General features: G+C 67.2%; 19 protein-coding genes. 15 read left to right on the top strand and 4 right to left on the bottom strand.

The window, feature by feature from the left end; translation table 11 throughout:
• The first annotated feature begins 100 nt into the window (after positions 1 to 100).
• The 11 genes from OY559_RS15865 (at position 101) to lpxC (ending at position 13,386) form a co-directional block, all read left to right on the top strand.
• Positions 101 to 1,570: a UDP-N-acetylmuramoyl-L-alanyl-D-glutamate--2,6-diaminopimelate ligase gene (locus OY559_RS15865; RefSeq protein ID WP_277727214.1), complete on the top strand. Its 1,470-nt coding sequence runs from the start codon at positions 101 to 103 to the stop codon at positions 1,568 to 1,570.
• Positions 1,567 to 2,946 carry a UDP-N-acetylmuramoyl-tripeptide--D-alanyl-D-alanine ligase gene (gene murF, locus OY559_RS15860; protein ID WP_277727212.1) on the top strand — a complete coding sequence of 460 codons (1,380 nt, stop codon included), beginning with the start codon at positions 1,567 to 1,569 and terminating at the stop codon, positions 2,944 to 2,946. Before OY559_RS15865 ends, murF begins: the two co-directional genes overlap by 4 nt.
• On the top strand, positions 2,936 to 4,021 hold the full coding sequence (mraY, locus tag OY559_RS15855) for a phospho-N-acetylmuramoyl-pentapeptide-transferase (RefSeq protein WP_277727210.1): 1,086 nt from the start codon (positions 2,936 to 2,938) through the stop codon (positions 4,019 to 4,021). Before murF ends, mraY begins: the two co-directional genes overlap by 11 nt.
• Complete coding sequence (ftsW, locus tag OY559_RS15850) at positions 4,021 to 5,316, top strand: putative lipid II flippase FtsW (protein ID WP_277727208.1); 1,296 nt, start codon at positions 4,021 to 4,023, stop codon at positions 5,314 to 5,316. The genes mraY and ftsW overlap by 1 nt, the downstream gene beginning before the upstream one ends.
• The gene (gene murG, locus OY559_RS15845) at positions 5,313 to 6,407 is read left to right on the top strand and encodes an undecaprenyldiphospho-muramoylpentapeptide beta-N-acetylglucosaminyltransferase (RefSeq protein WP_277727206.1); all 1,095 of its coding nucleotides are present in this window, start codon (positions 5,313 to 5,315) and stop codon (positions 6,405 to 6,407) included. Before ftsW ends, murG begins: the two co-directional genes overlap by 4 nt.
• The gene (gene murC, locus OY559_RS15840; RefSeq protein WP_277730029.1) at positions 6,407 to 7,858 is read left to right on the top strand and encodes a UDP-N-acetylmuramate--L-alanine ligase; all 1,452 of its coding nucleotides are present in this window, start codon (positions 6,407 to 6,409) and stop codon (positions 7,856 to 7,858) included. Before murG ends, murC begins: the two co-directional genes overlap by 1 nt.
• Positions 7,855 to 8,814, top strand: a complete 960-nt coding sequence (locus OY559_RS15835) for a D-alanine--D-alanine ligase (protein WP_277727204.1) — start codon at positions 7,855 to 7,857, stop codon at positions 8,812 to 8,814. Before murC ends, OY559_RS15835 begins: the two co-directional genes overlap by 4 nt.
• The gene (locus OY559_RS15830; protein ID WP_277727202.1) at positions 8,814 to 9,599 is read left to right on the top strand and encodes a cell division protein FtsQ/DivIB; all 786 of its coding nucleotides are present in this window, start codon (positions 8,814 to 8,816) and stop codon (positions 9,597 to 9,599) included. Before OY559_RS15835 ends, OY559_RS15830 begins: the two co-directional genes overlap by 1 nt.
• Entirely contained in the window at positions 9,596 to 10,831 is a 1,236-nt protein-coding gene (ftsA, locus tag OY559_RS15825; protein ID WP_142125704.1) for a cell division protein FtsA, read from the top strand. The genes OY559_RS15830 and ftsA overlap by 4 nt, the downstream gene beginning before the upstream one ends.
• 86 nt (positions 10,832 to 10,917) lie before the next feature.
• Entirely contained in the window at positions 10,918 to 12,144 is a 1,227-nt protein-coding gene (ftsZ, locus tag OY559_RS15820) for a cell division protein FtsZ (RefSeq protein WP_277727199.1), read from the top strand.
• A gap of 327 nt (positions 12,145 to 12,471) precedes the next feature.
• Positions 12,472 to 13,386: a UDP-3-O-acyl-N-acetylglucosamine deacetylase gene (gene lpxC, locus OY559_RS15815; RefSeq protein ID WP_277727197.1), complete on the top strand. Its 915-nt coding sequence runs from the start codon at positions 12,472 to 12,474 to the stop codon at positions 13,384 to 13,386.
• Between the two features lie 201 nt (positions 13,387 to 13,587).
• Here the strand turns inward: lpxC and OY559_RS15810 are convergent, their stop codons facing one another.
• Positions 13,588 to 14,061 (bottom strand): DciA family protein, encoded by a 474-nt coding sequence (locus OY559_RS15810; protein ID WP_277727195.1) that lies wholly within the window; start codon positions 14,059 to 14,061, stop codon positions 13,588 to 13,590.
• An 8-nt stretch (positions 14,062 to 14,069) separates the two neighbouring features.
• Between OY559_RS15810 and OY559_RS15805 the strand changes: the two genes are divergently transcribed.
• From OY559_RS15805 to OY559_RS15790, 4 genes are all read left to right on the top strand, one after another.
• A complete protein-coding gene (locus OY559_RS15805) occupies positions 14,070 to 15,020 on the top strand; it encodes a M23 family metallopeptidase (RefSeq protein WP_277727193.1) in 951 nt (316 codons plus the stop codon).
• A 269-nt stretch (positions 15,021 to 15,289) separates the two neighbouring features.
• On the top strand, positions 15,290 to 18,043 hold the full coding sequence (secA, locus tag OY559_RS15800; RefSeq protein ID WP_277727191.1) for a preprotein translocase subunit SecA: 2,754 nt from the start codon (positions 15,290 to 15,292) through the stop codon (positions 18,041 to 18,043).
• 121 nt (positions 18,044 to 18,164) lie between these two features.
• A complete protein-coding gene (locus OY559_RS15795; protein WP_277727189.1) occupies positions 18,165 to 19,118 on the top strand; it encodes a Nudix family hydrolase in 954 nt (317 codons plus the stop codon).
• Between the two features lie 479 nt (positions 19,119 to 19,597).
• Positions 19,598 to 19,891, top strand: coding sequence for an REP-associated tyrosine transposase (locus OY559_RS15790; RefSeq protein WP_277727187.1), 294 nt, complete (start codon positions 19,598 to 19,600; stop codon positions 19,889 to 19,891).
• Positions 19,892 to 20,048: 157 nt separating this feature from the next.
• Here OY559_RS15790 and coaE read toward each other — a convergent pair whose 3' ends face one another.
• The 3 genes from coaE to OY559_RS15775 form a co-directional block, all read right to left on the bottom strand.
• Complete coding sequence (gene coaE, locus OY559_RS15785; RefSeq protein WP_277727185.1) at positions 20,049 to 20,696, bottom strand: dephospho-CoA kinase; 648 nt, start codon at positions 20,694 to 20,696, stop codon at positions 20,049 to 20,051.
• 84 nt (positions 20,697 to 20,780) lie between these two features.
• Positions 20,781 to 21,644 carry a prepilin peptidase gene (locus OY559_RS15780; protein WP_277727182.1) on the bottom strand — a complete coding sequence of 288 codons (864 nt, stop codon included), beginning with the start codon at positions 21,642 to 21,644 and terminating at the stop codon, positions 20,781 to 20,783.
• A 3-nt stretch (positions 21,645 to 21,647) separates the two neighbouring features.
• Complete coding sequence (locus OY559_RS15775; protein WP_277727181.1) at positions 21,648 to 22,913, bottom strand: type II secretion system F family protein; 1,266 nt, start codon at positions 22,911 to 22,913, stop codon at positions 21,648 to 21,650.
• Positions 22,914 to 22,970: the final 57 nt, after the last annotated feature.

Below are 22,970 nucleotides of genomic sequence, written 5' to 3'. Positions count from 1 at the left end.
CGCCTGCGCCGGCCCCCGTCGTCGACGATGCCGTCGACACTGCCGATCCGTCTGCGTTCGGTGCTCCGCGGGCGGCGCTGCCGTCGACGGGAGCGGCGCGATGAGGCGGATGATGGCCCTCGCCGAACTGCTGCCCGACGTGGATGTGCCGCGCGATATCGTCGTGCGCGGACTCACCCTGGACAGTCGGAGCGTGCAGCCGGGAGATGCGTTCGTCGCCATCGCCGGATTCGGCGCGCACGGGCTCAACTTCGTCGCGCAAGCGCGCGAGAACGGTGCGAGCGCGATCCTGTTCGAACCGCCGGTGCCGGATGGACTGGAGGCGCCGAGGGACGCCATCGCCGTCGCGGGATTGCGCGCGCGCATGGGCGCGCTGGCCGACCGCTTCCATGCCGCGCCATCGCACGACATGAAGATGGTGGGTGTCACCGGGACCAACGGCAAGACCTCCACGGTGCAGTTGCTGGCGCAGGCCTGGCATCTGCGCGGCATCCGCTGCGCGACGGTCGGCACGCTGGGGGCCGGCATGTACGGCGAAGTGGTGCCCACCGGCTTCACCACGCCGCTGGTGCTGCAGATGCACGCGCTGCTGGCGCAGTTCCGCGATGCCGGTGCCAAGGCCGTGGCGATGGAAGTCAGTTCGCATGCGCTGGACCAGGGTCGCGTGGACGCGGTGCATTTCGACGTGGGCGTGTTCACCAACCTCACACGCGACCATCTGGACTACCACGGCGACATGGAGCGCTATGGTGCGGCCAAGTCGCTGCTGTTCTCGCGCCCGGGGCTCAAGGCTGGCGTCGTCAATCTCGACGATGCCTACGGCGCGGACCTCTTCGCTCGCCTGCCGCATGGGGTGCAGCGCATCGGGTTGAGTTCTCGTGGGCAGCCCGAGGCCAGCGTGCGCGCTGAGGCGTTGCGCCTGGACGGCGCCGGCATCGCCTTCGATCTGGTCATCGGCGAAGAACGGCAGCCGGTGCAGTCGCGGCTGCTGGGTCGCTTCAACGTGGACAACCTGCTCGCGGTGGCCGGTGCGCTGCATGCGCTGGGCGACACCACAGTCGATATCGCGCGCACGCTGTCCCGATTGGCGCCTATCCACGGTCGCATGAATCGCCTTGGCGGCGACGGCAAGGCGCCTCTCGTCGTGATCGACTACGCGCACACGCCGGATGCGCTGGAACAGGCTCTGGCCAGTCTGCGCGACCACGTGCAGGGCAGGTTGTTCTGCGTGTTCGGCTGCGGTGGCGATCGGGATGCGGGCAAGCGTCCGCAGATGGCCGCGATTGCCGAGCGCCTGGCGGATGTGGTGCTGGTCACCGACGACAATCCGCGCACCGAAGATGGCGATCGCATCGTGGCGGACATCATGGCGGGCTTCTCCCGGCCGGGCGCCATCACCGTGCAGCGCGACCGTGCGCAGGCGATCACGCAGGCGATCACGCAGGCCGGGGCCGACGACATCGTGCTGGTCGCGGGCAAGGGTCACGAGCCTTACCAGGAAATCCATGGCGTGAAGCACCCGTTCGATGACACCGCCGTGTCGCGCCAGGCACTGGAGGAGCGTCGATGAAGCGTCTTCCCCTTTCCCTGCTGGCGCACTGGGCGGGTGGTGAACTGCTGGGCGATGACCTGGTGATCGGCTCGCTGACCCACGACACGCGCACGCTGGTGCCGGGCAGCCTGTACGTCGCCCTGCGCGGCGAGCGGTTCGATGGCCATGATTTCGCCTACGACGCATCGATGCGCGGCGCTGCCGCAGTGCTGGTCGACCACGAAGTAAAGGTGGACGTGCCGCAGGTCGTCGTGCCGGACACGCTGCTGGCGATCGCGCGCATCGCCGCCGGCCTGCAGCGCGACCGGGTGGAGAAGACCGTCGCCATCACCGGCAGCAACGGCAAGACCACGGTCAAGACGCTGGTGGTGTCCATCCTGCAGCGCGCCGGCGTCACCTACTTCAACCCCGGCAACCGCAACAACGAGATCGGTCTGCCGATGGCCGTCATCGACGCGCCCGACGATGCCGACTTCTCGGTCTACGAGATGGGCGCGGGCAAGCCGGGCGACATCGCCTACCTGACCGACATCGTCACGCCGGAAGTGGCGCTGGTGAACAACATCGCGGCCGCCCATCTGGAGCGCATGGGTTCCTTGATGGGCGTGGCGGAAACCAAGGGCGCGATCTACGACGCCCTGCCGGCCGACGGTACCGCGGTCATCAATGCCGACGATGCCTTCGCCGAGTATTTCGCCAGCCGTGTGCCTGATCGGCGGATCCTGCGCTTCGGCCTGGAGACCACGGCCGACCTTACCGCGCGTGATATCCGCGCGACGGCGGAGGGTTCGGATTTCGTACTGGTCGCTCCACACGGCGAGGTGGCCGTGAGCCTGCGTCTGCCGGGGCGCCACAACGTGCTGAACGCGCTGGCGGCTGCTGGTGTCGCGATGGCCTGCGGCGTGTCCCTCGCCATCATCGCCGAGGGACTGTCGGCCGCGCAGCCGGTGGCGGGTCGCCAGGTGGCGCATGCGCTCGCCAATGGCGCGGTGCTGATCGACGACAGCTACAACGCCAATCCAGGCTCGCTGGTGGCCGCCATCGACACGCTGGCCGCGGCGAGCGCACAGGCCGGTGGCGAAGGTTGGCTGGTGCTCGGGGACATGCGCGAACTGGGCGACGATGCCGAGGCGCTGCATGCCGATGCCGGGCGTCGCGCCAGGGCCGCCGGGATCCGTCGCCTGTACACGCTGGGTCCACTCAGCGCCGCTGCCGCCGCTGCCTTCGGCGAAGGCGCGTATGCGTTCGACAGCCACGCTGCGCTGGCCGGCGCTTTGGGCGCCGATCTGCGGCCCGGCGTGCGCTGTCTGGTCAAGGGCTCGCGCGGCAGCGCGATGGACCGGATCGTCGCCACCTTGCTGTCCACCGGGGAGGACACATCGCATGTTGCTTGAGCTGGCTCGCTGGTTGCAGAGCCTGGAGAATTTCTTCGGCCTGTTCGGCTACCTGACGTTCCGCGGCATCCTCGCCGCGCTGACGTCGCTGTTCCTGTCGCTGTGGCTGGGTCCGGCGGTGATCCGCAAGCTCGGCCAGCTGAAGGGCGGGCAGCCGATCCGCAAGGATGGCCCGCAGTCCCACTTCTCCAAGGCCGGCACGCCGACGATGGGCGGCGCGCTGATCCTGATGACAGTGCTGCTGTCGGTGCTGCTGTGGGGCGATCTGCGCAACAAGTACGTATGGGTGGTGCTGCTGGTGATGCTGACGTTCGGCGCCATCGGCTGGTACGACGACTGGATCAAGATCGTCAAGCGCGACCCCAACGGCCTGAAGTCGCGCTGGAAGTACCTGCTGCAGTCGATCTTCGGCCTCGCTGCCGGCCTGTATCTCTACCTGTACGCCGACGTGCCGGCGGCGACGACCTTCTACGTGCCATTCTTCAAGTCGATCGCGCTGCCGCTGGCGGGCGTCGGCTTCGTCGCCATCGCGTACTTCTGGATCGTGGGCTTCTCCAACGCCGTCAACCTGACCGATGGGCTGGATGGCCTGGCGATCATGCCCACGGTGCTGGTGGCCTGTGCGCTGGGCGTGTTCGCCTACGCCTCGGGCAACGCGGTGTTCTCCAGCTATCTGCAGATCCCGCAGGTGCCGGGCGCGGGCGAGCTGACGATCATCTGCGCCGCCATTGCGGGCGCGGGCCTGGGATTCCTGTGGTTCAACACGTATCCGGCCATGGTCTTCATGGGCGACATCGGCGCGCTGGCGCTGGGTGCGGTGCTGGGCACCATCGCGGTGATCGTGCGGCAGGAGCTGGTGCTGGTGATCATGGGCGGCATCTTCGTCATCGAGACGCTGTCGGTGATGATCCAGGTGGCGTCGTTCAAGCTCACCGGCAAGCGCGTGTTCCGCATGGCGCCCATCCACCACCACTTCGAACTGAAGGGCTGGCCGGAGCCGCGCGTGATCGTGCGCTTCTGGATCATTTCCGTCGTGCTCGTCCTCGTCGGCCTGGCCACGTTGAAGGTGCGCTGATGAACGACACGCCGCGCCAGGCCACACGTCTTGAAGCCATCGGGGGCCGCTTCGACCCCTGGTTGCTCGGCGCCATGCTGGCGCTGGCGTCGTTGGGCGTGGTGATGGTGGCGTCGGCGTCGATCTACCAGCACGGCAACCCGTTCCACTATCTGGTCCGCCATGGCCTGTTCCTGGTGGCGGGTGCAGGCCTGGCGTGGTGGGTGACGCGCACCGAGCTGAAGAGCATCGAGGCGCGCAATCACCTGTTGCTGTTGGGGTGCGTGGTGCTGCTGTTGCTCGTGTTCGTGCCCGGACTGGGCGTGAGCGTCAAGGGCGCGCACCGCTGGATCAACCTGGGCGTGTCCAACTTCCAGGTGGTGGAAGCGGTGAAGGTCTTCTTCATTGTCTGGCTGGCCAGCTACCTGGTGCGCTTCCGCGATGAAGTCAACGCGACCTGGGCTGCGATGCTCAAGCCGTTGGGCGTGGTGGTGGTGCTGGTCGCGCTGCTGCTGATGCAGCCGGACTTCGGTTCGTCCTCGCTGCTGCTCGCGATCACCGCCGGCATGCTGGTGCTGGGCGGCGTGAACATGCCGCGCATGTTCGGCCCGGTGCTGGTCGGTCTGCCGATCCTCGCGGTAATCGCGATCGCCGAGCCCTACCGCATGCGCCGGCTGACCTCGTTCTCCGATCCGTGGGCAGATCCGTTCGGCAGCGGCTACCAGCTGACCAACGCGCTGATGGCGATCGGCCGGGGCGAGTGGGGTGGTATCGGTCTTGGCGGTTCGGTGCTGAAGCTCAACTACCTGCCGGAAGTGCATACCGATTTCATCTTCTCGGTGATCGGCGAGGAACTCGGCTTCGTCGGCATTTGCCTGGTGGTCGCGCTGTATGCACTGCTGGTGGGGCGCGCCTTCGTCATCGGCCTGCGCTGCGTGGAGATGCGCCGCCACTTCGCGGGCTACATTGCGTTCGGCGTCGCGCTGTGGATCGGCATGCAGAGCTTCGTGTCGATGGGCGTGAACCTGGGCCTGCTGCCGACCAAGGGCCTGACCCTGCCGCTGATCTCGTCGGGTGGCTCCAGCATACTGATGACCTGCGTGGCGATGGGCCTGCTGCTGCGCGTGTCCTACGAACTGGAACGCACACAGCGCCAGGTAGCGTTGCGCGGGGAGGTGATGCAGGGCGCGGGTGAATCGCCTGCACCGGTCGACCCGCGTCCGGTGCCCGCCGCGACCGCCTCGTTCTCGCAGACGCTGCGCGGCACCAGCCGCCTGCAGCAACGCGTCGAGCCCACGTTCGAGAGGATCGCATGAGCACTGCGGGCGCTCCCGTCATGATCATGGCCGGCGGTACCGGCGGGCACATCTTCCCCGCGCTGGCCGTGGCGAAGGTGCTGCGCGCGCGCGGCGTGCCGGTGGTCTGGCTGGGTGCCGACGGCGCCATGGAAACGCGCCTGGTGCCACCGCACGGCATCCCACTGGACACGCTGGCCATCACCGGCCTGCGCGGCAAAGGCAAGTTGGCGTTGCTGGGCGCGCCCGTGCGCGTGCTGCGTGCGATCCGCGCCGCCGGCTTCGTGCTGCGTCGCCGTGCCCCGCGGTCGGTGGTGAGTTTCGGTGGCTTCGCTGCCGGTCCCGGCGGGGTCGCCGCGCGCCTGATGGGCTTGCCACTGCTGGTGCACGAACAGAACCGCGCGGCCGGTTTCACCAATCGGATGCTGGTGAAGGTCGCGCGGCGCGTGATGACCGGTTTCCCCGGCGCGTTCCCGTCGCGCGAGGAAGTGGTCGGCAATCCGGTGCGCGACGACATCGCCGCCGTCGTGCCGCCACCCGAACGCTTCGCCGGGCGGGCAGGTCCACTGCGCGTGCTGGTACTCGGGGGAAGCCAAGGCGCCCGGGCTTTGAACCTCGCCGTGCCGAAAGCCATCGCTTCGTTGTCGGGTGTCGCCGTCGAGGTGCGTCACCAGTGCGGCGAGAAGCTGCGCGACGAAGCCGCCCACGCCTACGCGGACGCCGCCGTGCCCGCGAGCGTTGAAGCCTTCATCACCGACATGGCGGCCGCGTACGCGTGGGCCGACCTGGTGGTCTGCCGCGCCGGCGCATCGACCCTGGCCGAACTGTGTGCCGTGGGCGTCGGCAGCGTGCTGGTGCCGTTCCCACAGGCCGTCGACGACCATCAGACCCGCAACGCCGATTACCTGGTCGAGCGCGGCGCGGCCCTGCTGCTGAAGCAGGACGACACGCTGGCCGGCGCGCTGGCCAACACGCTGCGCCAGCTGGCGGGTGACGGCGACAAGCGGCTTGCCATGGCGCAGGCCGCGCGCGCGCTGGCGAAGACGGACGCGGCCGACCGCATCGCCGACATCATTCTCGAGGAAGCAATGAACATGAGGACGCAGGCATGATGATGGCTGCTGCACGCGAGCGCCGCCTGCAACACACCGGCAACCTGGCGAAGGAATTCCGCCGGGTGCACTTCGTCGGCATCGGCGGTTCCGGCATGAGCGGTATCGCCGAAGTGCTGTGCACGCTGGGTTACGAGGTCTCCGGCTCGGACAACGCCGACAACGCCGCGACCCGCCGCCTGGCGTCGCTCGGTGCGCGCGTGATGCGTGGCCACAACGCCTCCAACGTGCTGGGCACGGACTGCGTGGTGGTCTCCAGTGCGATCAGGCAGGACAACCCCGAACTGATGGAAGCGCGCAGCCAGCGCATTCCGATCGTCCCGCGTGCGGCGATGCTGGCCGAGCTGATGCGCTTCCGTCGCGGCATCGCGGTCGCCGGCACGCATGGCAAGACCACCACGACGAGCCTCACGGCCGCCGTGCTGAGCGAGGGCGGACTGGACCCGACCTTCGTCATCGGTGGCCAGCTGCTTGCGGCCGGTGCGAACGCCAAGCTCGGCGACGGGCAGTGGCTGGTGGCAGAGGCAGACGAAAGCGACGGCAGCTTCCTGCGCCTGAATCCGCTGATCTCCATCGTCACCAACATCGACGCGGACCATCTGGAGAACTACGGCAACGACTTCGAGCGCGTGAAGGCGGCCTTCGCCGAATTCCTGCAGCGCCTGCCGTTCTACGGCCTGGCGGTGCTGTGCATCGACGATCCGGAAGTCGCCGCCATCGCCGCGGAGACGCCGCGTCACGTGATGAGCTATGGCTTCGCGGAGAACGCCGATGTGCGTGCCGAAGACGTGGAGCAGGACGGCGGCCGCATGCATTTCACCCTGCGGCTGCCGGAGGACGCGAGCATCCGCGTCAGCTTGGCATTGCCGGGGCGCCACAACGTGCAGAACGCGCTTGCCGCGGCGGCCATCGGGTGGCAGCTTGGCGTGTCGCCGGAGAACATCGCGACGGCGCTGGAGAAGTTCGCCGGCATCGGTCGCCGCTTCAACGACCTGGGCGAGATCGTCACGCCGCAGGGCGCGCGCGTGCAGCTCGTCGATGACTACGGCCATCATCCGAAGGAACTGGCGGCGGTGTTCGCCGCCGCACGCGGTGGCTGGCCGCACAAGCGGCTGGTCGTGGCGTTCCAGCCGCATCGTTACAGCCGCACGCGCGACCAGTTCGACGCGTTCGCCGCGGTCCTGTCGGAGGTCGATGCGCTGGTGCTGAGCGAGGTGTACCCCGCCGGTGAGCAGCCGATCGCAGGCGCCGACTCGAAATCGCTGGCGCGCGCCATCCGTGCGCGCGGCCGCAACGAACCCGTGGTGGTCAGCCAGGTCGCGGACCTGGTCGACGTGCTGCCGGACGTGCTGCAGGACGGTGACCTGTTGCTGCTGATGGGGGCCGGCGACATCGGCCACATGTCGCAACACATCGCCGCGCATGGCTTCACTGCGAAGGATCCGGCATGACCACCGTGACCGTGCAACCGCCGCGTTTCAAGGATCCTGCCCGTTTCGGTCGCGTCGCCGTGCTGATGGGAGGTGTGTCCAGCGAGCGCGAAGTGTCGTTGAACTCGGGCCAGAACGTGCTGGCCGCGCTGCTGTCGCGTGGCGTGCAGGCGTTTGCCATCGACGGCGTGCCGGCCCTCATCGAAGCGATCCGCGCGGGCAAGGTGGACAGGGTGTTCAACATCCTGCATGGCGGCGACGGCGAGAACGGCGTGCTGCAGGGGCTGCTGCAGTCGCTCGGTGTGCCGTACACCGGCCCGGGCGTGCTGGGTTCTGCGCTGACCATGGACAAGATCCGCACCAAGCAGGTGTGGCAGGCGGCCGGTCTGCCGACCGCGGGCTTCGTGCGGATTCCGCAGGGTGGTGATCTCGCGGCCGCGGTGCGAACGCTGGGCTTCCCCGTGTTCGTGAAGCCGAGCGCGGAAGGGTCCAGTGTCGGCGTGTTTCGCATCCTGGGCGAAGACGACCTCGTGCCCGCCGCGACGTTCGCATCCACCTACCCCGGCGAGCTGCTGGCGGAGCAGATGCTGACCGGCGGCGAGTTCACCGTCGCTATCCTGGGCGACCTCGCACTGCCGTCGGTGCGTATCGTGCCGGCGCAGGGCTGGTACGACTACCACGCCAAGTACATCGCCGACGATACGCAGTATCTCTGTCCCGGCCTGGATGACGCGGCCGGGGAAGCGCAGATCCGTGCACTGGCGCTCGAGGGCTTCCGCGCGGCCGGCTGCAGCGGCTGGGGGCGTGTGGACGTAATGCGTCACGCGGACGGACGTTTCCTGCTGATGGAGGTCAACACCGCCCCCGGCATGACGAGTCATTCGCTGGTGCCCAAGGAGGCGGCGCAGGTCGGCATCGGGTTCGAGGAACTGTGCTGGCGCATCCTGGAGCAGACCGTGCCGGAGGTCGCCGGCTGATGAACGCCGCTCTGCGCATCATGGCCTGGTTGCTGGCGCTGGCGCTGGTCGCGCTGCCGGTCGTGGCCGTGGTCAACGGCTGGATCGGCGCCGACCGGTGGCCGTTGTCCAGGCTGCGCGTGCAGGGCGAATTCGAACGCGTGGATGCGGCGCAGTTGCAGGCCGCCGTGCTGCCGTACGCGAAGCGCGGTTTCTTCGCCGTCCAACTGGAAGATGCCAAGCACGCGGTCGAGCGGCTGCCGTGGGTGGAACGCGCGGACGTGCGCAAGCGCTGGCCGGACGTGCTGGAAGTGCGCATCACCGAGCACAAACCGTTCGCGCGCTGGGGCGACGACAAACTGCTGTCCGAGCACGGGCGCCTGTTCCCGATGCCGAAGGAGCTCACGGGCCTGGATCTGCCGCAACTGGGTGGGCCGGACTCCCAGGTGCAGGAAGTGACCGCGCTCTACAACGAATCGCGCCAGCTGTTCGCGCCGATGGGCCTGGAGGTCACCACGCTGGTGATGGATGCGCGCGGCAGCTGGTCTTTGCTGCTGGCCAACGGCACCCAGGTGGTCGTCGGTCGCACCGACGCGCGCCCGCGCCTGGGCCGCTTCGCGCGGATGCTGCCGCAGCTGCTGGCGGCCGCGCAGGCACAGCCGCTGGTGCGCGCGGACCTGCGCTACACCAACGGATTCGCACTCAGCTGGGGCGAAGCGCCCAAGGCGCCGCCGCCGGCCTCCACACCGTCTCCATTGCCTGCGCCGATCGCGGTCGCAGGTCGTCTTCTGCAGGGCATTACATGAATCGCAAGGGTGACAAATCGCTGATCGTCGGGCTGGACATCGGCACCTCCAAGGTGACGGCGCTGGTCGGCGAGTACGCACCGGGCAATCCGATCGAGGTGATCGGCATCGGCTCGCACGAGTCGCGCGGCCTCAAGCGCGGCGTCGTGGTGGACATCGAGTCCACGGTGCAGTCGATCCAGCGCGCAATAGAGGAAGCCGAGCTGATGGCCGGCTGCGAGATCCGCTCGGTGTACGCGTCGATCTCCGGCAACCACGTGCAGTGCCGCAACTCGCCCGGCATCGTGCCGATCCGCGACGGCGAAGTGACCTGGGGCGACCTGGACCGCGTGCTGGAAGCGGCGAAGGCCGTCGCGATCCCGGCCGACCAGAAGATCCTCCACGCCATCCCGCGCGAATACAAGCTGGACAACTCGCAGGAAGGCATCCGCAATCCGGTCGGCATGACCGGGGTGCGCCTGGAAGTGGACGCGCACCTCGTGTTCTGCGCGCAGTCCGCCGCCGCGAACATCAGCAAGTGCGTGCAGCGCTGCGGCCTGCAGATCGATGACCTGATCTTCTCTTCGCTGGCCTCCAGCGTGGCCGTGCTGACCAGCGACGAGCGCGAGCTGGGCGTGGTGCTGGTCGACATGGGCGCGGGCACCACCGACCTGGCGGTGTTCGTGCAGGGCGCGATCTGCCACACGGCCTCGCTGCCCATCGCCGGCGACCAGGTGACCAACGACATCGCGCACATGCTGCGCACGCCAACACCGGAAGCCGAGCAGATCAAGGTGCGCTATGCCTGCGCGCTGGCGCAGCTGGCGACGGCGGAAGAGAGCATCCAGGTGCCCAGCGTCGGCGACCGCCCGCCGCGCCGCCTGCCGCGCCATGCGCTGGCGCAGGCGGTGCAGCAGCGTTACGAGGAAATCTTCGAGATGGTGCAGGCGGAACTGCGCCGTTCCGGCTTCGAGGAGCGCGTGCGCGCCGGCATGGTGCTGACGGGCGGTGCGTCGAAGATGGAAGGCGTGGTCGAACTGGCCGAGGAAATGCTGCAGATGCCCGTGCGCGTCGGCATCCCGCAGCACGTCACCGGTCTGGGCGAAGTGGTCGGCAATCCGGTGCATGCCACCGGCGTCGGCCTGCTGCTGATGGGCAGCCAGATCGAACATCCACGTCGCCCGTCGTTGCCCACGGGCAAGGCAGGGAGTTGGTTCAAGAAACTGCAGAACTGGTATCGCGGCGAGTTCTGAGTGAGGCGACACCTACCGCGAAGTTGAAGGCATCACGACGTTCGTTCCACCCAGCAACACATAACTAAATAAACGAGGACAAGGACATGGCACATTTCGAACTGGTTGAAAAGATGGCCCCGAATGCGGTGATCAAGGTGGTTGGCGTGGGCGGCGGCGGTGGCAACGCCGTGGCGCACATGGTCAACGGCAGCGTGGATGGCGTGGAGTTCATCACCGCCAACACCGATTCGCAGGCGATCAAGAACTGCGGCGCCAAGCTGCAGCTGCAGTTGGGCAGCAACGTCACCAAGGGCCTGGGCGCGGGCGCGAATCCGGAAGTCGGCCGCCAGGCCGCGCTGGAAGACCGCGAGCGCATCATCGACGCCCTCGACGGCGCCGACATGGTGTTCATCACCGCCGGCATGGGCGGCGGCACCGGCACCGGCGCCGCGCCGGTCGTGGCGCAGCTGGCCAAGGAGATGGGCATCCTGACGGTGGCCGTGGTCACCAAGCCGTTCCCGTTCGAAGGCCGTCGTCGCATGCAGGTCGCGCTGAAGGGCATCGAGGAACTGAGCCACCACTGCGACTCGCTGATCACCATCCCGAACGAAAAGCTGATCACCGTGCTGGGCCGTAACGCCACGATGATCCAGGCGTTCCGCGCCGCCAACGACGTGCTGCTGGGCGCCGTGCAGGGCATCGCCGACCTGATCGTCCGCCCCGGCCTGATCAACGTCGACTTCGCCGACGTGCGCACCGTGATGAGCGAGATGGGCCTGGCCATGATGGGCACCGGTTCGGCACGCGGCGACGATCGCGCGCAGGCCGCCGCCGAGGCCGCCATCCAGAACCCGCTGCTGGACGACGTCAACCTCAACGGCGCCAACGGCATCCTGGTCAACATCACCGCCGGCCCGGACTTCACCATGGCCGAGTTCGACGAAGTGGGCCGCACCATCGAAGGCTTCGCGTCGGAAGACGCGACCGTGGTCGTCGGCACCGTGCTGGACCCGGACATGCAGGACGAAGTGCGCGTGACCGTGGTGGCGACCGGCCTGAACCGCAACGCCGCCCGCCAGCCGGTCGGCCGTGGCGGCGACCTGCGCGAGCCGATGCGCGCGCCGATCAAGCTGGTCCGCGACGCCACCACCGGCATGCCGATCGACGACGGCTTCGCCGTGGACCCGATCAGCGCCGCCACCAGCGGCATGGGTCTGCGTCGTGGTTCGGCCGCACCGGCATCGTCCGCACCGGCTTCGGCCCCGATCGCGGCCGACCTGCCGCCGGACTACCTGGACATCCCGGCGTTCCTGCGCCGCCAGGCGGACTGATCGCGTAGAAGTGGAACCCTCCTCCGCTTGCGGGGGAGGGCAGGGTGGGGGCAAGCGGAGTCGGTCGACGCGAATGCCATCCCGTGGGTTCGAGTAAGTGGTCTTCGACGCCCCCATCCCAACCTTCCCCCGCATGCGGGGGAAGGGGCTGTGCACTGCCATGTCCCTTCGCTGCCGGACCTTCGCCGGTCCGGCAGCCCTTTCACGACGTCCCTATCAGGTCGTTGTTGCAGGAACGGGACACACAGGTTCTTCCGTTAAGATTCAGTGGCCTGCGTGATATTCTCGCTGCCCGCTCAGGTTCCCCCCTACCTGCGATTCCTTCGAATGGCCCAGCAACGCACCCTCAAGAACGTGATCCGCGCGACGGGCGTGGGGCTGCACAGTGGCGAAAAGGTCTACATGACCCTGCGCCCGGCCCCCGTGAACACCGGTATCGTGTTCCGGCGCGTCGACCTGGAGCCGGTGGTGGAGATTCCCGCCAGTGCGGGCCTCGTCACCGAGACCACGCTGTGCACCGGGCTGACCTGCGAAGGCGCCAAGGTGCAGACCGTCGAACACCTGATGTCGGCGATGGCCGGCCTCGGAGTAGACAATGCCTACGTGGAACTGTCCTCCGCGGAACTGCCGATCATGGACGGCTCCGCAGGCCCGTTCGTGTTCCTGATCCAGTCCGCCGGCATCACCGAGCAGGATGCGCCCAAGCGTTTCATCCGCATCACGCGTCCCATCGAAGTGACCGAGGGCGACAAGGTGGCGCGCTTCGAGCCCTATGACGGCTTCAAGCTGGGCTTCACGGTGAAGTTCGACCATCCGATGATCCCGACGTCGCAGTCGCGGGCCGAAGTGGACTTCTCCACGGGCGCCTACATCAAGGAGGTCGCCCGCGCACGCACGTTCGGTTTCATGCGCGACCTGGAATACATGCGCGAGCGCAACCTCGGCCTGGGTGGTTCGATGGACAACGCCATCGTGCTGGACGAGTTCCGGGTGTTGAACGAGGACGGCCTGCGCTACACGGATGAATTCGTCCGCCACAAGATCCTGGACGCCATCGGCGACCTGTACCTCGCCGGACGCCCGATCCTGGGGGCGTACGAAGGCTTCAAATCGGGCCATGCCCTGAACAACAAGCTGGTCCGCGCCCTGCTGGCCGAGACCACTGCCTGGGAAGAAGTGACGTTCGAGGACCGCGCCATGCCGTCCCCGGTCGTCTACGCAACGCCTGCCCTGGCGATCTGAGACGCCCGTCCTCTGCGGACGGTGACCCCGCTGTCGACCGGTTTCCCACCACCATCACGCAGTGGTGTGCGAATGGTTACGCCTTGGCGAAAGTGTGAACTTGGTCAGGAAATCGGGCCGGAAATAACATTTTTCTAACCTCTGACTAACGACCCGACGGGCGGTGGCCGGTACCATGCCCCGTCCCTCGTGATGGTCGAATCACATTTTTCGCCTCCCACGATGACCACCCCCCGGGGTGGGAGCACCCGCGGAGTCCGGGGTGGACAGGAGGTCGAGGGCCGCTTGCAGCCCTTTGCGGGAGGCCTCCGACACAGGTACGACCGGATCTTGCGCAGGCTCCACGGGATGGAGCGGCGCGAGGCTCGTCTTGGCGGTGACTTCGGTGACCGTCAGTCCGATGGATTGGGCCGCGTTGATCAGTTCGGGTGCGGCGAGGCGAAGCCTGGCATGCCATACCGGGGAATCGACGATAAAAACGAGCCGCTTGCCTGCCACGTTCGCCAACCGGCAATGCGGCGCCAAGGCAGGCGGCAGGCAGGGGCGAAGCTGCTGTTCCAAGGCGTCGAGCCACATGGCACGACGCACCGGGTCGGTAGCGGCATCCGTCAGGGCAGCCTGCAGGGCAGGTTGCGCGGTGCCGGTACGGCGCGGCTTGGACTTCGAATCAGACATCGGTATCTATGAGCTTTAAAACCATCGTCAACAATACGCGTACCTGGTGGGCCCATGCATCGGCCCATGGTGCCTATCGAATCCGCCTCGCGTTCCATGCCCGGCCGCTCGCCAGCGCTGCGGTGCTTGTCGCTGCCGGCCTGCTGGTCGGCGTGGGGGGGCGCAGCGCCCTCGGCATGGCGCAGGTCTCGATGCTGCAGGCCAAGGCCGAGCAGCGCGACACCGAGCTTGAGCAGGTCCGCCGTGGTGCCCAGCAGGAAATCAACGCCATGGCCGCGCGTCTCGGCGAACTGCAGGCACAGGCGAACCGCCTGAACGCACTCGGTGAGCGCCTCACCCGCGTGGGCCAGCTGCAGGACGGCGAGTTCGACTTCAACGAGCCGGTCGGCGTGGGCGGCAACGACGTGTCCTACGACATGAAGCCGGCCGACCTGACCGCGGGCGTGGACAAGCTGGAGCAGCAGTTCGCCGCCTCCGGGCGCCAGCTGTCCGTGTTGGAAGCGCTGCTGTTCAACCGCGAACTGGACAGGAACGCCACCCCGGGCCGCATGCCGATCGCCAACAGCTACATCACGTCCGGCTTCGGCGGTCGTGCCGATCCGTTCGGCGGCGGCGGCCAGAACCACAAGGGCATCGACTTCAAGGCGCGCGTGGGCGATCCGGTGTTGTCGGTGGCCGACGGCGTGGTCAGCTTCGCCGGCGTGAAGGGCGGCTACGGCAACGTCATCGACGTCGATCACGGCAATGGCTACGTGACCCGCTATGCGCACAACTCGCGTCTCAGCGTGCGGGCCGGCGACCTGGTGCGCGTGGGCCAGGAAGTGGCCAAGGCCGGCTCGACCGGTCGCTCCACGGGCGCGCACGTGCATTTCGAAGTGTGGGAGAACGGACGCGTGGTCAATCCGCGCAAGTTCCTGGGCGAAGGCCCGACGCCGGTAGGGCAGATCAAGCGCGGGTAACCGCGACCAGAAGTAGAGCGGAGCTTGCTCCGCTGCTTTCCGGTCCGGGGCCTGCGACAGATGCCGTGCGTCGCCGAGCAAGCGCGACGCTACTGCCTGTGTCCGGGAACCATCCGGTGTCCAGCCGGTCTGACGGCCCGCCTTGATTCCCCGGGCGGCGCCCCAAGCTACAATACGGTGTTGCCAGACAGGGCGCCTTGCGCCCTGTTTCGTTTTGGGCCCGCCGAAGTCGCGCGGCCCCGGTGTCCTTTTCCTTTCCGGTTCCCTACATGATCAACAGCCTGCTTACCCGTGTCTTCGGCAGTCGCAACGAGCGCCTGCTCAAGCAACTGCACCGCACCGTCGACAAGATCAACGCCCTGGAAGCGGAGCTGCAGCAGCTCACCGACGAGCAGCTGAAGGCGAAGACGCCGGAGTTCCAGCAGCGCATCGCCGGCGGGGAAGCCCTGGACAAGATCCTTCCCGAAGCCTTCGCGGTCTGCCGCGAAGCCAGCCGTCGCGTGCTGGGCATGCGCCACTACGACGTGCAGCTGATCGGCGGCATGGTGCTGCACCTGGGCAAGATCGCCGAAATGCGCACCGGCGAAGGCAAGACGCTGGTCGCCACCCTGCCGACCTACCTCAATGCGCTGGAAGGCAAGGGCGTGCACGTCGTCACCGTGAACGACTACCTGGCCCGCCGCGACTCCGCCTGGATGGGCCGCCTGTACAACTGGCTGGGCCTGAGCGTGGGCGTCGTCTACCCCGGCATGCCGCACGGCGACAAGAGCGCCGCCTATGCCGCCGACATCACCTACGGCACCAACAACGAATTCGGCTTCGACTACCTGCGCGACAACATGGCGATGTCGCGCGCCGACCGCTTCCAGCGCGGCCTGCACTACGCCATCGTCGACGAAGTCGACTCCATCCTGATCGACGAGGCGCGTACCCCGCTGATCATTTCCGGCCCGGCCGACGAATCGCCCGAGCTGTACATCCGCGTCAACCGCATCGTCCCCCAGCTGATCAAGCAGGAGAACGAGGAAGCCGAGGGCGACTACTGGGTCGACGAAAAGGGCAAGCAGGTGCACCTGTCCGAAGCCGGCATGGAGCACGCCGAGGAACTGCTGCTGCAGGCCGGCATCATCAGCGAGGAAGAACCGCTGTACGGCGCCAACAACCTGTCGGTCGTGCACCACCTCAACGCCGCGCTGCGCGCGCACGCCATCTACCAGCGCGACGTGGACTACATCGTGCGCGATGGCGAAGTGGTCATCGTCGATGAGTTCACCGGCCGCACGCTGACCGGTCGCCGCTGGTCCGACGGCCTGCACCAGGCGGTCGAGGCGAAGGAAGGCGTACCGGTCCAGCGCGAGAACCAGACGCTGGCCAGCGTGACGTTCCAGAACCTGTTCCGCATGTACAGGAAGCTGTCCGGCATGACCGGCACGGCCGATACCGAAGCCTTCGAGTTCCAGAGCATCTATGGCCTGGAAGTCATCGTCATCCCGACCAACCGCCCGACCGTGCGCAAGGATTCGCCCGACCAGGTGTTCCTCAACCGCCAGGGCAAGTTCAAGGCGGTGCTGGCCGACATCCAGGACTGCTACCAGCGCGGCCAGCCGGTGCTGGTGGGCACCACGTCCATCGAGACGTCGGAAATGCTGTCCGAGTTCCTCACCAAGGCCGGCGTGCCGCACGAAGTGCTCAACGCCAAGCAGCACGAGCGCGAAGCGCACATCGTGGCGCAGGCCGGTCGTCCGGGCGCGATCACCATCGCCACCAACATGGCGGGCCGCGGTACCGACATCGTGCTGGGCGGTTCGCTGGAAGCCGAATACGAGACGCTGCCGGAAGACGCCAGCGACGCCGACCGCGCCGCGGTGAAGGCCGAATGGCAGAAGCGCCACGACGAAGTGAAGGCCGCCGGTGGCCTGCACATCGTCGGCACCGAACGCCACGAATCGCGCCGCATCGACAACCAGCTGCGTGGCCGTTCCGGCCGCCAGGGCGATCCGGGTTCGTCCCGCTTCTACCTGTCGCTGGAAGACAACCTGATGCGCATCTTCGCCTCGGACTGGGTCCAGAAGGCGATGAAGCTGATCGGCATGAAGGAAGACGACGTCATCGAGGACAAGCTGGTCAGCCGCCAGATCGAGAAGGCGCAGCGCAAGGTGGAAGCGCACAACTTCGACATCCGCAAGAACCTGCTCGACTTCGACGACGTCAACAACGACCAGCGCAAGGTGATCTACGCGCAGCGCGACGAATTGCTCGACGCCGATTCGGTGAAGGACAACATCGACGGCATCCGCGGCGACGTGGTAGCCGAAACGGTGGCGCGCTTCGTGCCGCTGAACTCGGTGGACGAACAGTGGGACCTGCAGGGTCTGGAGCGCGAACTCGGCGAGGAAATGGGCGTGGAGCTGCCCGTGAGCCGCTGGCGCGAGGACGCCGAGGAGCTCGATGCCGAGACCATCGAGCGTCGCGTGCAGGAAGCGATGGACAAGCACTTCGCCGACAAGGAAGCGGTGATCGGCGACGAGACCATGCGGGCGCTTGAAAAGCACATCATGCTGACGGTGCTGGACAAGAACTGGAAGGAACACCTGGCGCGCATGGACTATCTGCGCCAGGGCATCCACCTGCGCGGCTACGCGCAGAAGCAGCCGAAGCAGGAGTACAAGAAGGAAGCCTTCGAACTGTTCTCCGGCATGCTGGAACGGGTGAAGAGCGAAGTGGTGACCCTGCTGTCGCGCGTCCGCATCCGCAGCGAGGAGGAAGTCGCCGCGCTGGAAGCGCAGGAGCGCGCCATGGCCGAGGCGCAGGCCCGGCAGATGCAGTTCCAGCACCAGGATGCCGGCGGCTACAGCGCCGACGAGGAAGCCGAGCAGGCCCGGCAGCTGGCTGCGGCGCAGGGCGGCTACGTGCAGTCGGGCCCGATGCCGGCACACCGCGACGCTCCCAAGGTCGGCCGCAACGATCCGTGCCCCTGCGGCAGCGGCAAGAAGTACAAGCACTGCCACGGCCAGCTCGGCTGAGGCGGCGCCGCACCTCGCCTGACGGAAAAGCCGCGCGTCGCGCGGCTTTTTCTTTGCGCGCGGCATCGTGTCCGGGCGAGACTATTTGCGTCTACCTGACCGTTCCCGGCAAGCTTCTTCCATGCTCACTCCGTTGCGCTCCATCCACGTCATGGCCGCCGTCATCACCGATGCACGCGGCCGCATCCTGCTGACCCGCCGGACGGAAGGGCGCGACCTGGCGGGGCGCTGGGAGTTTCCCGGAGGCAAGCAGGAACCCGGGGAAAGCCCCGAGGATGCCCTGGTGCGCGAACTGCGCGAGGAACTGGGCATCGAGGCCCGGGTCGGCGATCACCTCATCAGCGTGCCCCAGCAATACCCCGACAAGCGCCTGTGCCTGGAAGTGCGGCACCTGACCGGATGGGAAGGCGCGCCGCGCGGGCACGAGGGCCAGGCGCTGGCCTGGGTCGCACCGGACAAACTGATGCGCTACGACATGCCGCCGGCGGATCGCCCGGTGGTGGCGGCGCTCATGCAGCCGGACCGTTACCTGGTCACGCCGGAACCCGAGGATCCGCCTCGCTGGCTGGCCTCGCTGGATGATGCGTTGTCGCGGGGTATCCGCCGCGTGCAGGTGCGTGCGCGCAGCGTGTCGGGCGACGCCTGGCGATCGCTGGCGAAGGAAGCTGTCGCGCGCTGCCGCACGACCGGCGCCGAGGTGCTGCTGAACGGCGACGTGGACCTGGCGCGCGAACTGCAGGTCGGCGTCCATCTGCGTGCCTCGCAACTGGCGGCGCTGTCGGAGCGGCCGCTGCCGGAGGGATTACCCGTCGCGGCGTCCTGCCATGCCGCATCGGAGCTGCGGCAGGCGGAGGCGCTGGGATGCGATTTCGCGGTGGTGGGCAGCGTCTACCCGACCCTCAGCCATCCCGGCGGCGAGTCGCTGGGATGGCCGGGCTTCGCCCGTCTGCGCGAGGGTGTGTCCTTGCCGATCTACGCCATCGGCGGCATGGCGGACGACGACATCGCCGACGCGCGCCGGCATGGGGCGCAAGGCATCGCGGCCATTCGCGGGCTGTGGCTTTCGGCGGCGTAACGCATCGCGGGCATGGCCCGCTCCTACAAGGCTGTGCGGCGTGCCCTGTAGGAGCGCCCTCGGGCGCGATGCTTTCCGGTCTGTGCTCGAAGAGCATCGCGGGCATGGCCCGCTCCTACAAAGCGGCGCGGCGAGCTCTGTAGGAGCGCCCTCGGGCGCGATGCTTTGCTGTCCGGCCTGGAAGAGCATCGTGGCAGGGTTCGCTCCGACCTCTGACGGTTAGGCGCGGCGATGCCTGATGTGCATGTCGGACGCAAGCCAGCAAGCTGGCTCGCATGCCCCGTCCCGTTTTCCCGCATGCCGGTCATGCGGCGCTCCGGCGCCATCGCCTCCATCTGCCAGGTCATGTGTACCTGATAACCGCGACCACCGTTGGGCGCCAACCCTTCTTCAAGGAATTCGCACCCGCTTGCAGGGCCGCGCGCTGCCATCTCGACCCCGACGTCTACCGCGAATCGCGGCTGCTGGCGTGAGTGTTGATGCCGGACCACGGACATTGGTTGGTCCAGGTTGGCGACGACAATCACCTTGCGTCGATCATGAACCGGATCAAGTCCGCCACAGCGCGCGCCTACAACGGAGATGCGGGGCGTACCGGTGCGCTCTGGGCGCGGGCGTATCACGAGCGCTTGTTGCGCGGGGAGAACGACGTGAGGGCTGCGGCGCGTTACCTGGTCGCGAATCCCGTCAGGGCAGGGTGGGTGAAACGCGTGGGCGACTACCCGTTCTGGGACGCCGTGTGGATCGCGGATCGCATTCCGAAGGCGTTGTAGGAGCGCCCTTGGGCGCGATGCTTTCCGGTCCGTGTCCCAAGAGCATGGCGGGCATGGCCCGCTCCTACAAAGCGGCGCGACGTGCTCTGTACGAGCCCCCTTGGGCGCGATGCTTTGCTGTCCGGCCAGGGAAGAGCATCGCGGGCATGGCCCGCTCCTACAGGGGGCGATTGTTCGCCATGGAATGCATGTTTCCGGCGTCCGCCAGCGCCAGATAGCGTCGGTGCAGGTCATCGGCGGCGCGCTGCAGGTGGGTGATATCACCATCGTTGACGACGATATCGTCCGCCAGCGCCAGCCGGTCTGCACGCGAGGCCTGGGCTGCCATCATCTTGTCCGCCAGGACTGCATCGATGCCGTCGCGCTGCATCAGCCGCTGTTTCTGCACTTCGGTGGGTGTGTCGACCACCAGGATCCGGTGCAGCCACGGGTAGGCCGCGCGTCCACCGCCTTCGGTGAGCAGCGGGATCGTCGCGATGGCGTAGGGACTCGTGGCTTGCCGGCAGATCTCTTCCAGCCGCCGACGGATGGCGGGGTGCACGATCGCTTCCAGTGCGCGCCGCTCTTCCTCGTTCCCGAATACGCGTACACGCAACGCCGCCCGGTCCAGTTGGCCATCCGCCATCAGCACATCGCGCCCGAAGCGCTCCGCCACGGCGGCCAGCGCGGGTTCGCCGGGCCGGACCACCTCGCGCGCCAGCAGATCGGCATCGGCCACCGCGATGCCGCGTGCGGCAAATGCTCGCTCAAGCGCACTTTTCCCGGAGGCAATGCCGCCGGTCAGGCCGATGAAGTAATCGCTCATGGGGGGATTATGTACGAGCGCATTCGGTCGAGATGCTCATGCTCTCCACAACGTGCGGGGAAACGCATCGCCCGCGGGGCGCACCTACTTCAGGCCGGCGAAACGCAGGTAGGTGTCCACGATCTGCTGGCCCCAGAAGAACACGATCCAGCCCGCGATGGCCAGATAGGGGCCGAACGGGATCGGCGTGGCGCGGTCGCGGCCCCGCACCGCCAGCCAGGCCGAACCGACCACGGCACCCACGAGCGAGGAGATCAGAATGATGGGCAGCACGCCATTCAATCCCACCCAGGCGCCGAGGGCCGCAAGGAGCTTGAAGTCGCCCCGGCCCATGCCTTCCTTGCCGGTGATCTGTTTGAACAGCCACCACACCAGCCACAGCGACACATAGCCGGCGATGGCGCCCAGCAGTGCCGGCTTGGCGGGCATGTAGAGGTTGTCGAGGCTGCCGATCAGGCCCAGCCACATCAACGGCAGCGTCAGCTGGTCGGGCAGCAACCGCGTGCGCAGGTCGATGCCGCTCAGCGCCACCAGGTAGCAGCTCAGCAGCGCCGCGCCAAAGCCCTGCCAGCCAAAGCCGAACCGCCATACCGAGGCGACCGCCAGCAACGCGGTCAGCAGCTCGACGAGCGGGTACTGCGGCGAGATCGGGGCCTTGCAGTGGCGGCAATTGCCGCGCAGGGCCAGCCAGCTGAACAGCGGGATGTTCTCGTACCAGGACAGCGCCGTTTTGCAGTGCGGGCAGTGCGAGCGTTCCACCACGATGCCGGGAGGCGGCGGATCGTAGATCTCCGGCTCTTCCAGCACCTCGCGGGCGTCACGCTTCCACTCCCACTCCAGCCGCCGCGGCAGTCGCAGGATGACCACATTGAGAAAGCTGCCCACCAGCAGGCCCAGGCCTGCCACCACCGGGTACCCCAGTTCGGGGTGTTGATCCAGAAACGCCATGGATCAGCCGACCACCGTCGCCGCGATCTTGAAGATGGGCAGGTACATGCCAACAACGAGGCCACCGACCAGCACGCCGATGATGACCATGATGAAGGGCTCGATCAGGCTGGACAGCGCATCCACCGCGTTGTTGACCTCCTGCTCGAAGTACTCGGCCACCTTGAACAGCATGGTGTCCAGTGCACCGGCTTCCTCGCCGATGGCGGTCATCTGCACCACCATGTGCGGGAACAGCTGGGTCTGCTTCATCGCCATGTTCAGCGGGTAGCCCACCGACACGTCATCGCGCATGCGGTGTACGGCCTTTTCGTACACGGTGTTGCCGGTGGCGCCGGCCACGGTGTCCAGGGCTTCGACCAGCGGCACGCCGGCCTTGAAGGTCACGGCGGTGGTGCGGGCGAAGCGGGCGACGGCCGAGTTATGCATGATCTGGCCGATCACCGGCACCTTCAGGATCAACTTGTCCACCGCATGCTGGAAAGCGGGAGACCGCTTGAAGAGGAACAGCGTCCCGAAAATGCTGCCAGCTACAACGAGCAACATTGCCCACCACCAACTGACCATGATGCGTGAGGCAGCCATGATCATCTGGGTGAACGCGGGCAGTTCGGTGCCGAAGCTGGAGAAGGTCTTCTCGAATTCCGGGATCACGAACATCAGGATCACAGAGGTGACCAGAATGGCGACCGCGATCACCGCCGCGGGGTAGAACAGCGCCTTCTTGATCTTGCCCTTGAGGGCTTCGATGTTTTCCTTGTAGTTGGCGATGGTCTCCAGCACCGTCTCCAGCACACCGGCCGACTCGCCTGCCCGTACCAGGTTGCGGTACAGCTCGTCGAACTGAACGGGATGCTTGCTGATCGCTTCGTGCAGCGAGGAGCCGCCTTCGATGTCGAAACGGATCTGCTCGACCATCTTCTTCATGCGGATGTTTTTCTGCCCGCTTTCGATGATCTCCAGCGACGACACGATCGGCACGCCGGATTTCATCATCGTCGCCATCTGGCGGCTGAAGAAGGCGATGTCCTTCGGCGTTACCGGCTTGCCGGCGGAGCCGAACAGCGGCTTCCCCTTCACCTTGACCACGTTGGGCGTGATGCCCTGCTTGCGCAGCTCGGCGCGCAGGAAGTTGGCGTTCTTTGACTGCTGCTCGCCCTTCATCTTGACGCCGCGCTTGTCGGTGCCCTCCCAGACGAACAGGTTCAGCGGGTTCTCGCGGACGGGCGCGGAGGCGGCTTTCTTGGCGGCGGAACGGGTCACGGCCATCGGATTTCCCCTGTCCGGCTTTCCCCATCCGGACTTCATCGCCCCATGTTAGCCGGT

The organism is Pseudoxanthomonas sp. SE1, assembly GCF_029542205.1.
GTDB lineage: Bacteria > Pseudomonadota > Gammaproteobacteria > Xanthomonadales > Xanthomonadaceae > Pseudoxanthomonas_A.
Note: the sequence above shows the minus strand (reverse complement) of the source record. Positions and strands in the feature narration are given on the sequence as shown.

Bases quoted from the DNA above. Each gene is read 5' to 3' on its own strand.
- murC (WP_277730029.1), top strand. From the start codon at position 6,407: ATGATGGCTGCTGCACGCGAGCGCCGCCTGCAACACACCGGCAACCTG.
- ftsA (WP_142125704.1), top strand. From the start codon at position 9,596: ATGAATCGCAAGGGTGACAAATCGCTGATCGTCGGGCTGGACATCGGC.
- OY559_RS15830 (WP_277727202.1), top strand. From the start codon at position 8,814: ATGAACGCCGCTCTGCGCATCATGGCCTGGTTGCTGGCGCTGGCGCTG.
- OY559_RS15835 (WP_277727204.1), top strand. From the start codon at position 7,855: ATGACCACCGTGACCGTGCAACCGCCGCGTTTCAAGGATCCTGCCCGT.
- coaE (WP_277727185.1), bottom strand. From the start codon at position 20,696: ATGAGCGATTACTTCATCGGCCTGACCGGCGGCATTGCCTCCGGGAAA.
- murF (WP_277727212.1), top strand. From the start codon at position 1,567: ATGAAGCGTCTTCCCCTTTCCCTGCTGGCGCACTGGGCGGGTGGTGAA.
- secA (WP_277727191.1), top strand. From the start codon at position 15,290: ATGATCAACAGCCTGCTTACCCGTGTCTTCGGCAGTCGCAACGAGCGC.
- ftsW (WP_277727208.1), top strand. From the start codon at position 4,021: ATGAACGACACGCCGCGCCAGGCCACACGTCTTGAAGCCATCGGGGGC.
- lpxC (WP_277727197.1), top strand. From the start codon at position 12,472: ATGGCCCAGCAACGCACCCTCAAGAACGTGATCCGCGCGACGGGCGTG.
- ftsZ (WP_277727199.1), top strand. From the start codon at position 10,918: ATGGCACATTTCGAACTGGTTGAAAAGATGGCCCCGAATGCGGTGATC.
- murG (WP_277727206.1), top strand. From the start codon at position 5,313: ATGAGCACTGCGGGCGCTCCCGTCATGATCATGGCCGGCGGTACCGGC.
- OY559_RS15865 (WP_277727214.1), top strand. From the start codon at position 101: ATGAGGCGGATGATGGCCCTCGCCGAACTGCTGCCCGACGTGGATGTG.
- OY559_RS15795 (WP_277727189.1), top strand. From the start codon at position 18,165: ATGCTCACTCCGTTGCGCTCCATCCACGTCATGGCCGCCGTCATCACC.
- OY559_RS15775 (WP_277727181.1), bottom strand. From the start codon at position 22,913: ATGGCCGTGACCCGTTCCGCCGCCAAGAAAGCCGCCTCCGCGCCCGTC.
- OY559_RS15780 (WP_277727182.1), bottom strand. From the start codon at position 21,644: ATGGCGTTTCTGGATCAACACCCCGAACTGGGGTACCCGGTGGTGGCA.
- OY559_RS15805 (WP_277727193.1), top strand. From the start codon at position 14,070: ATGAGCTTTAAAACCATCGTCAACAATACGCGTACCTGGTGGGCCCAT.
- OY559_RS15790 (WP_277727187.1), top strand. From the start codon at position 19,598: ATGCCGGACCACGGACATTGGTTGGTCCAGGTTGGCGACGACAATCAC.
- mraY (WP_277727210.1), top strand. From the start codon at position 2,936: ATGTTGCTTGAGCTGGCTCGCTGGTTGCAGAGCCTGGAGAATTTCTTC.
- OY559_RS15810 (WP_277727195.1), bottom strand. From the start codon at position 14,061: ATGTCTGATTCGAAGTCCAAGCCGCGCCGTACCGGCACCGCGCAACCT.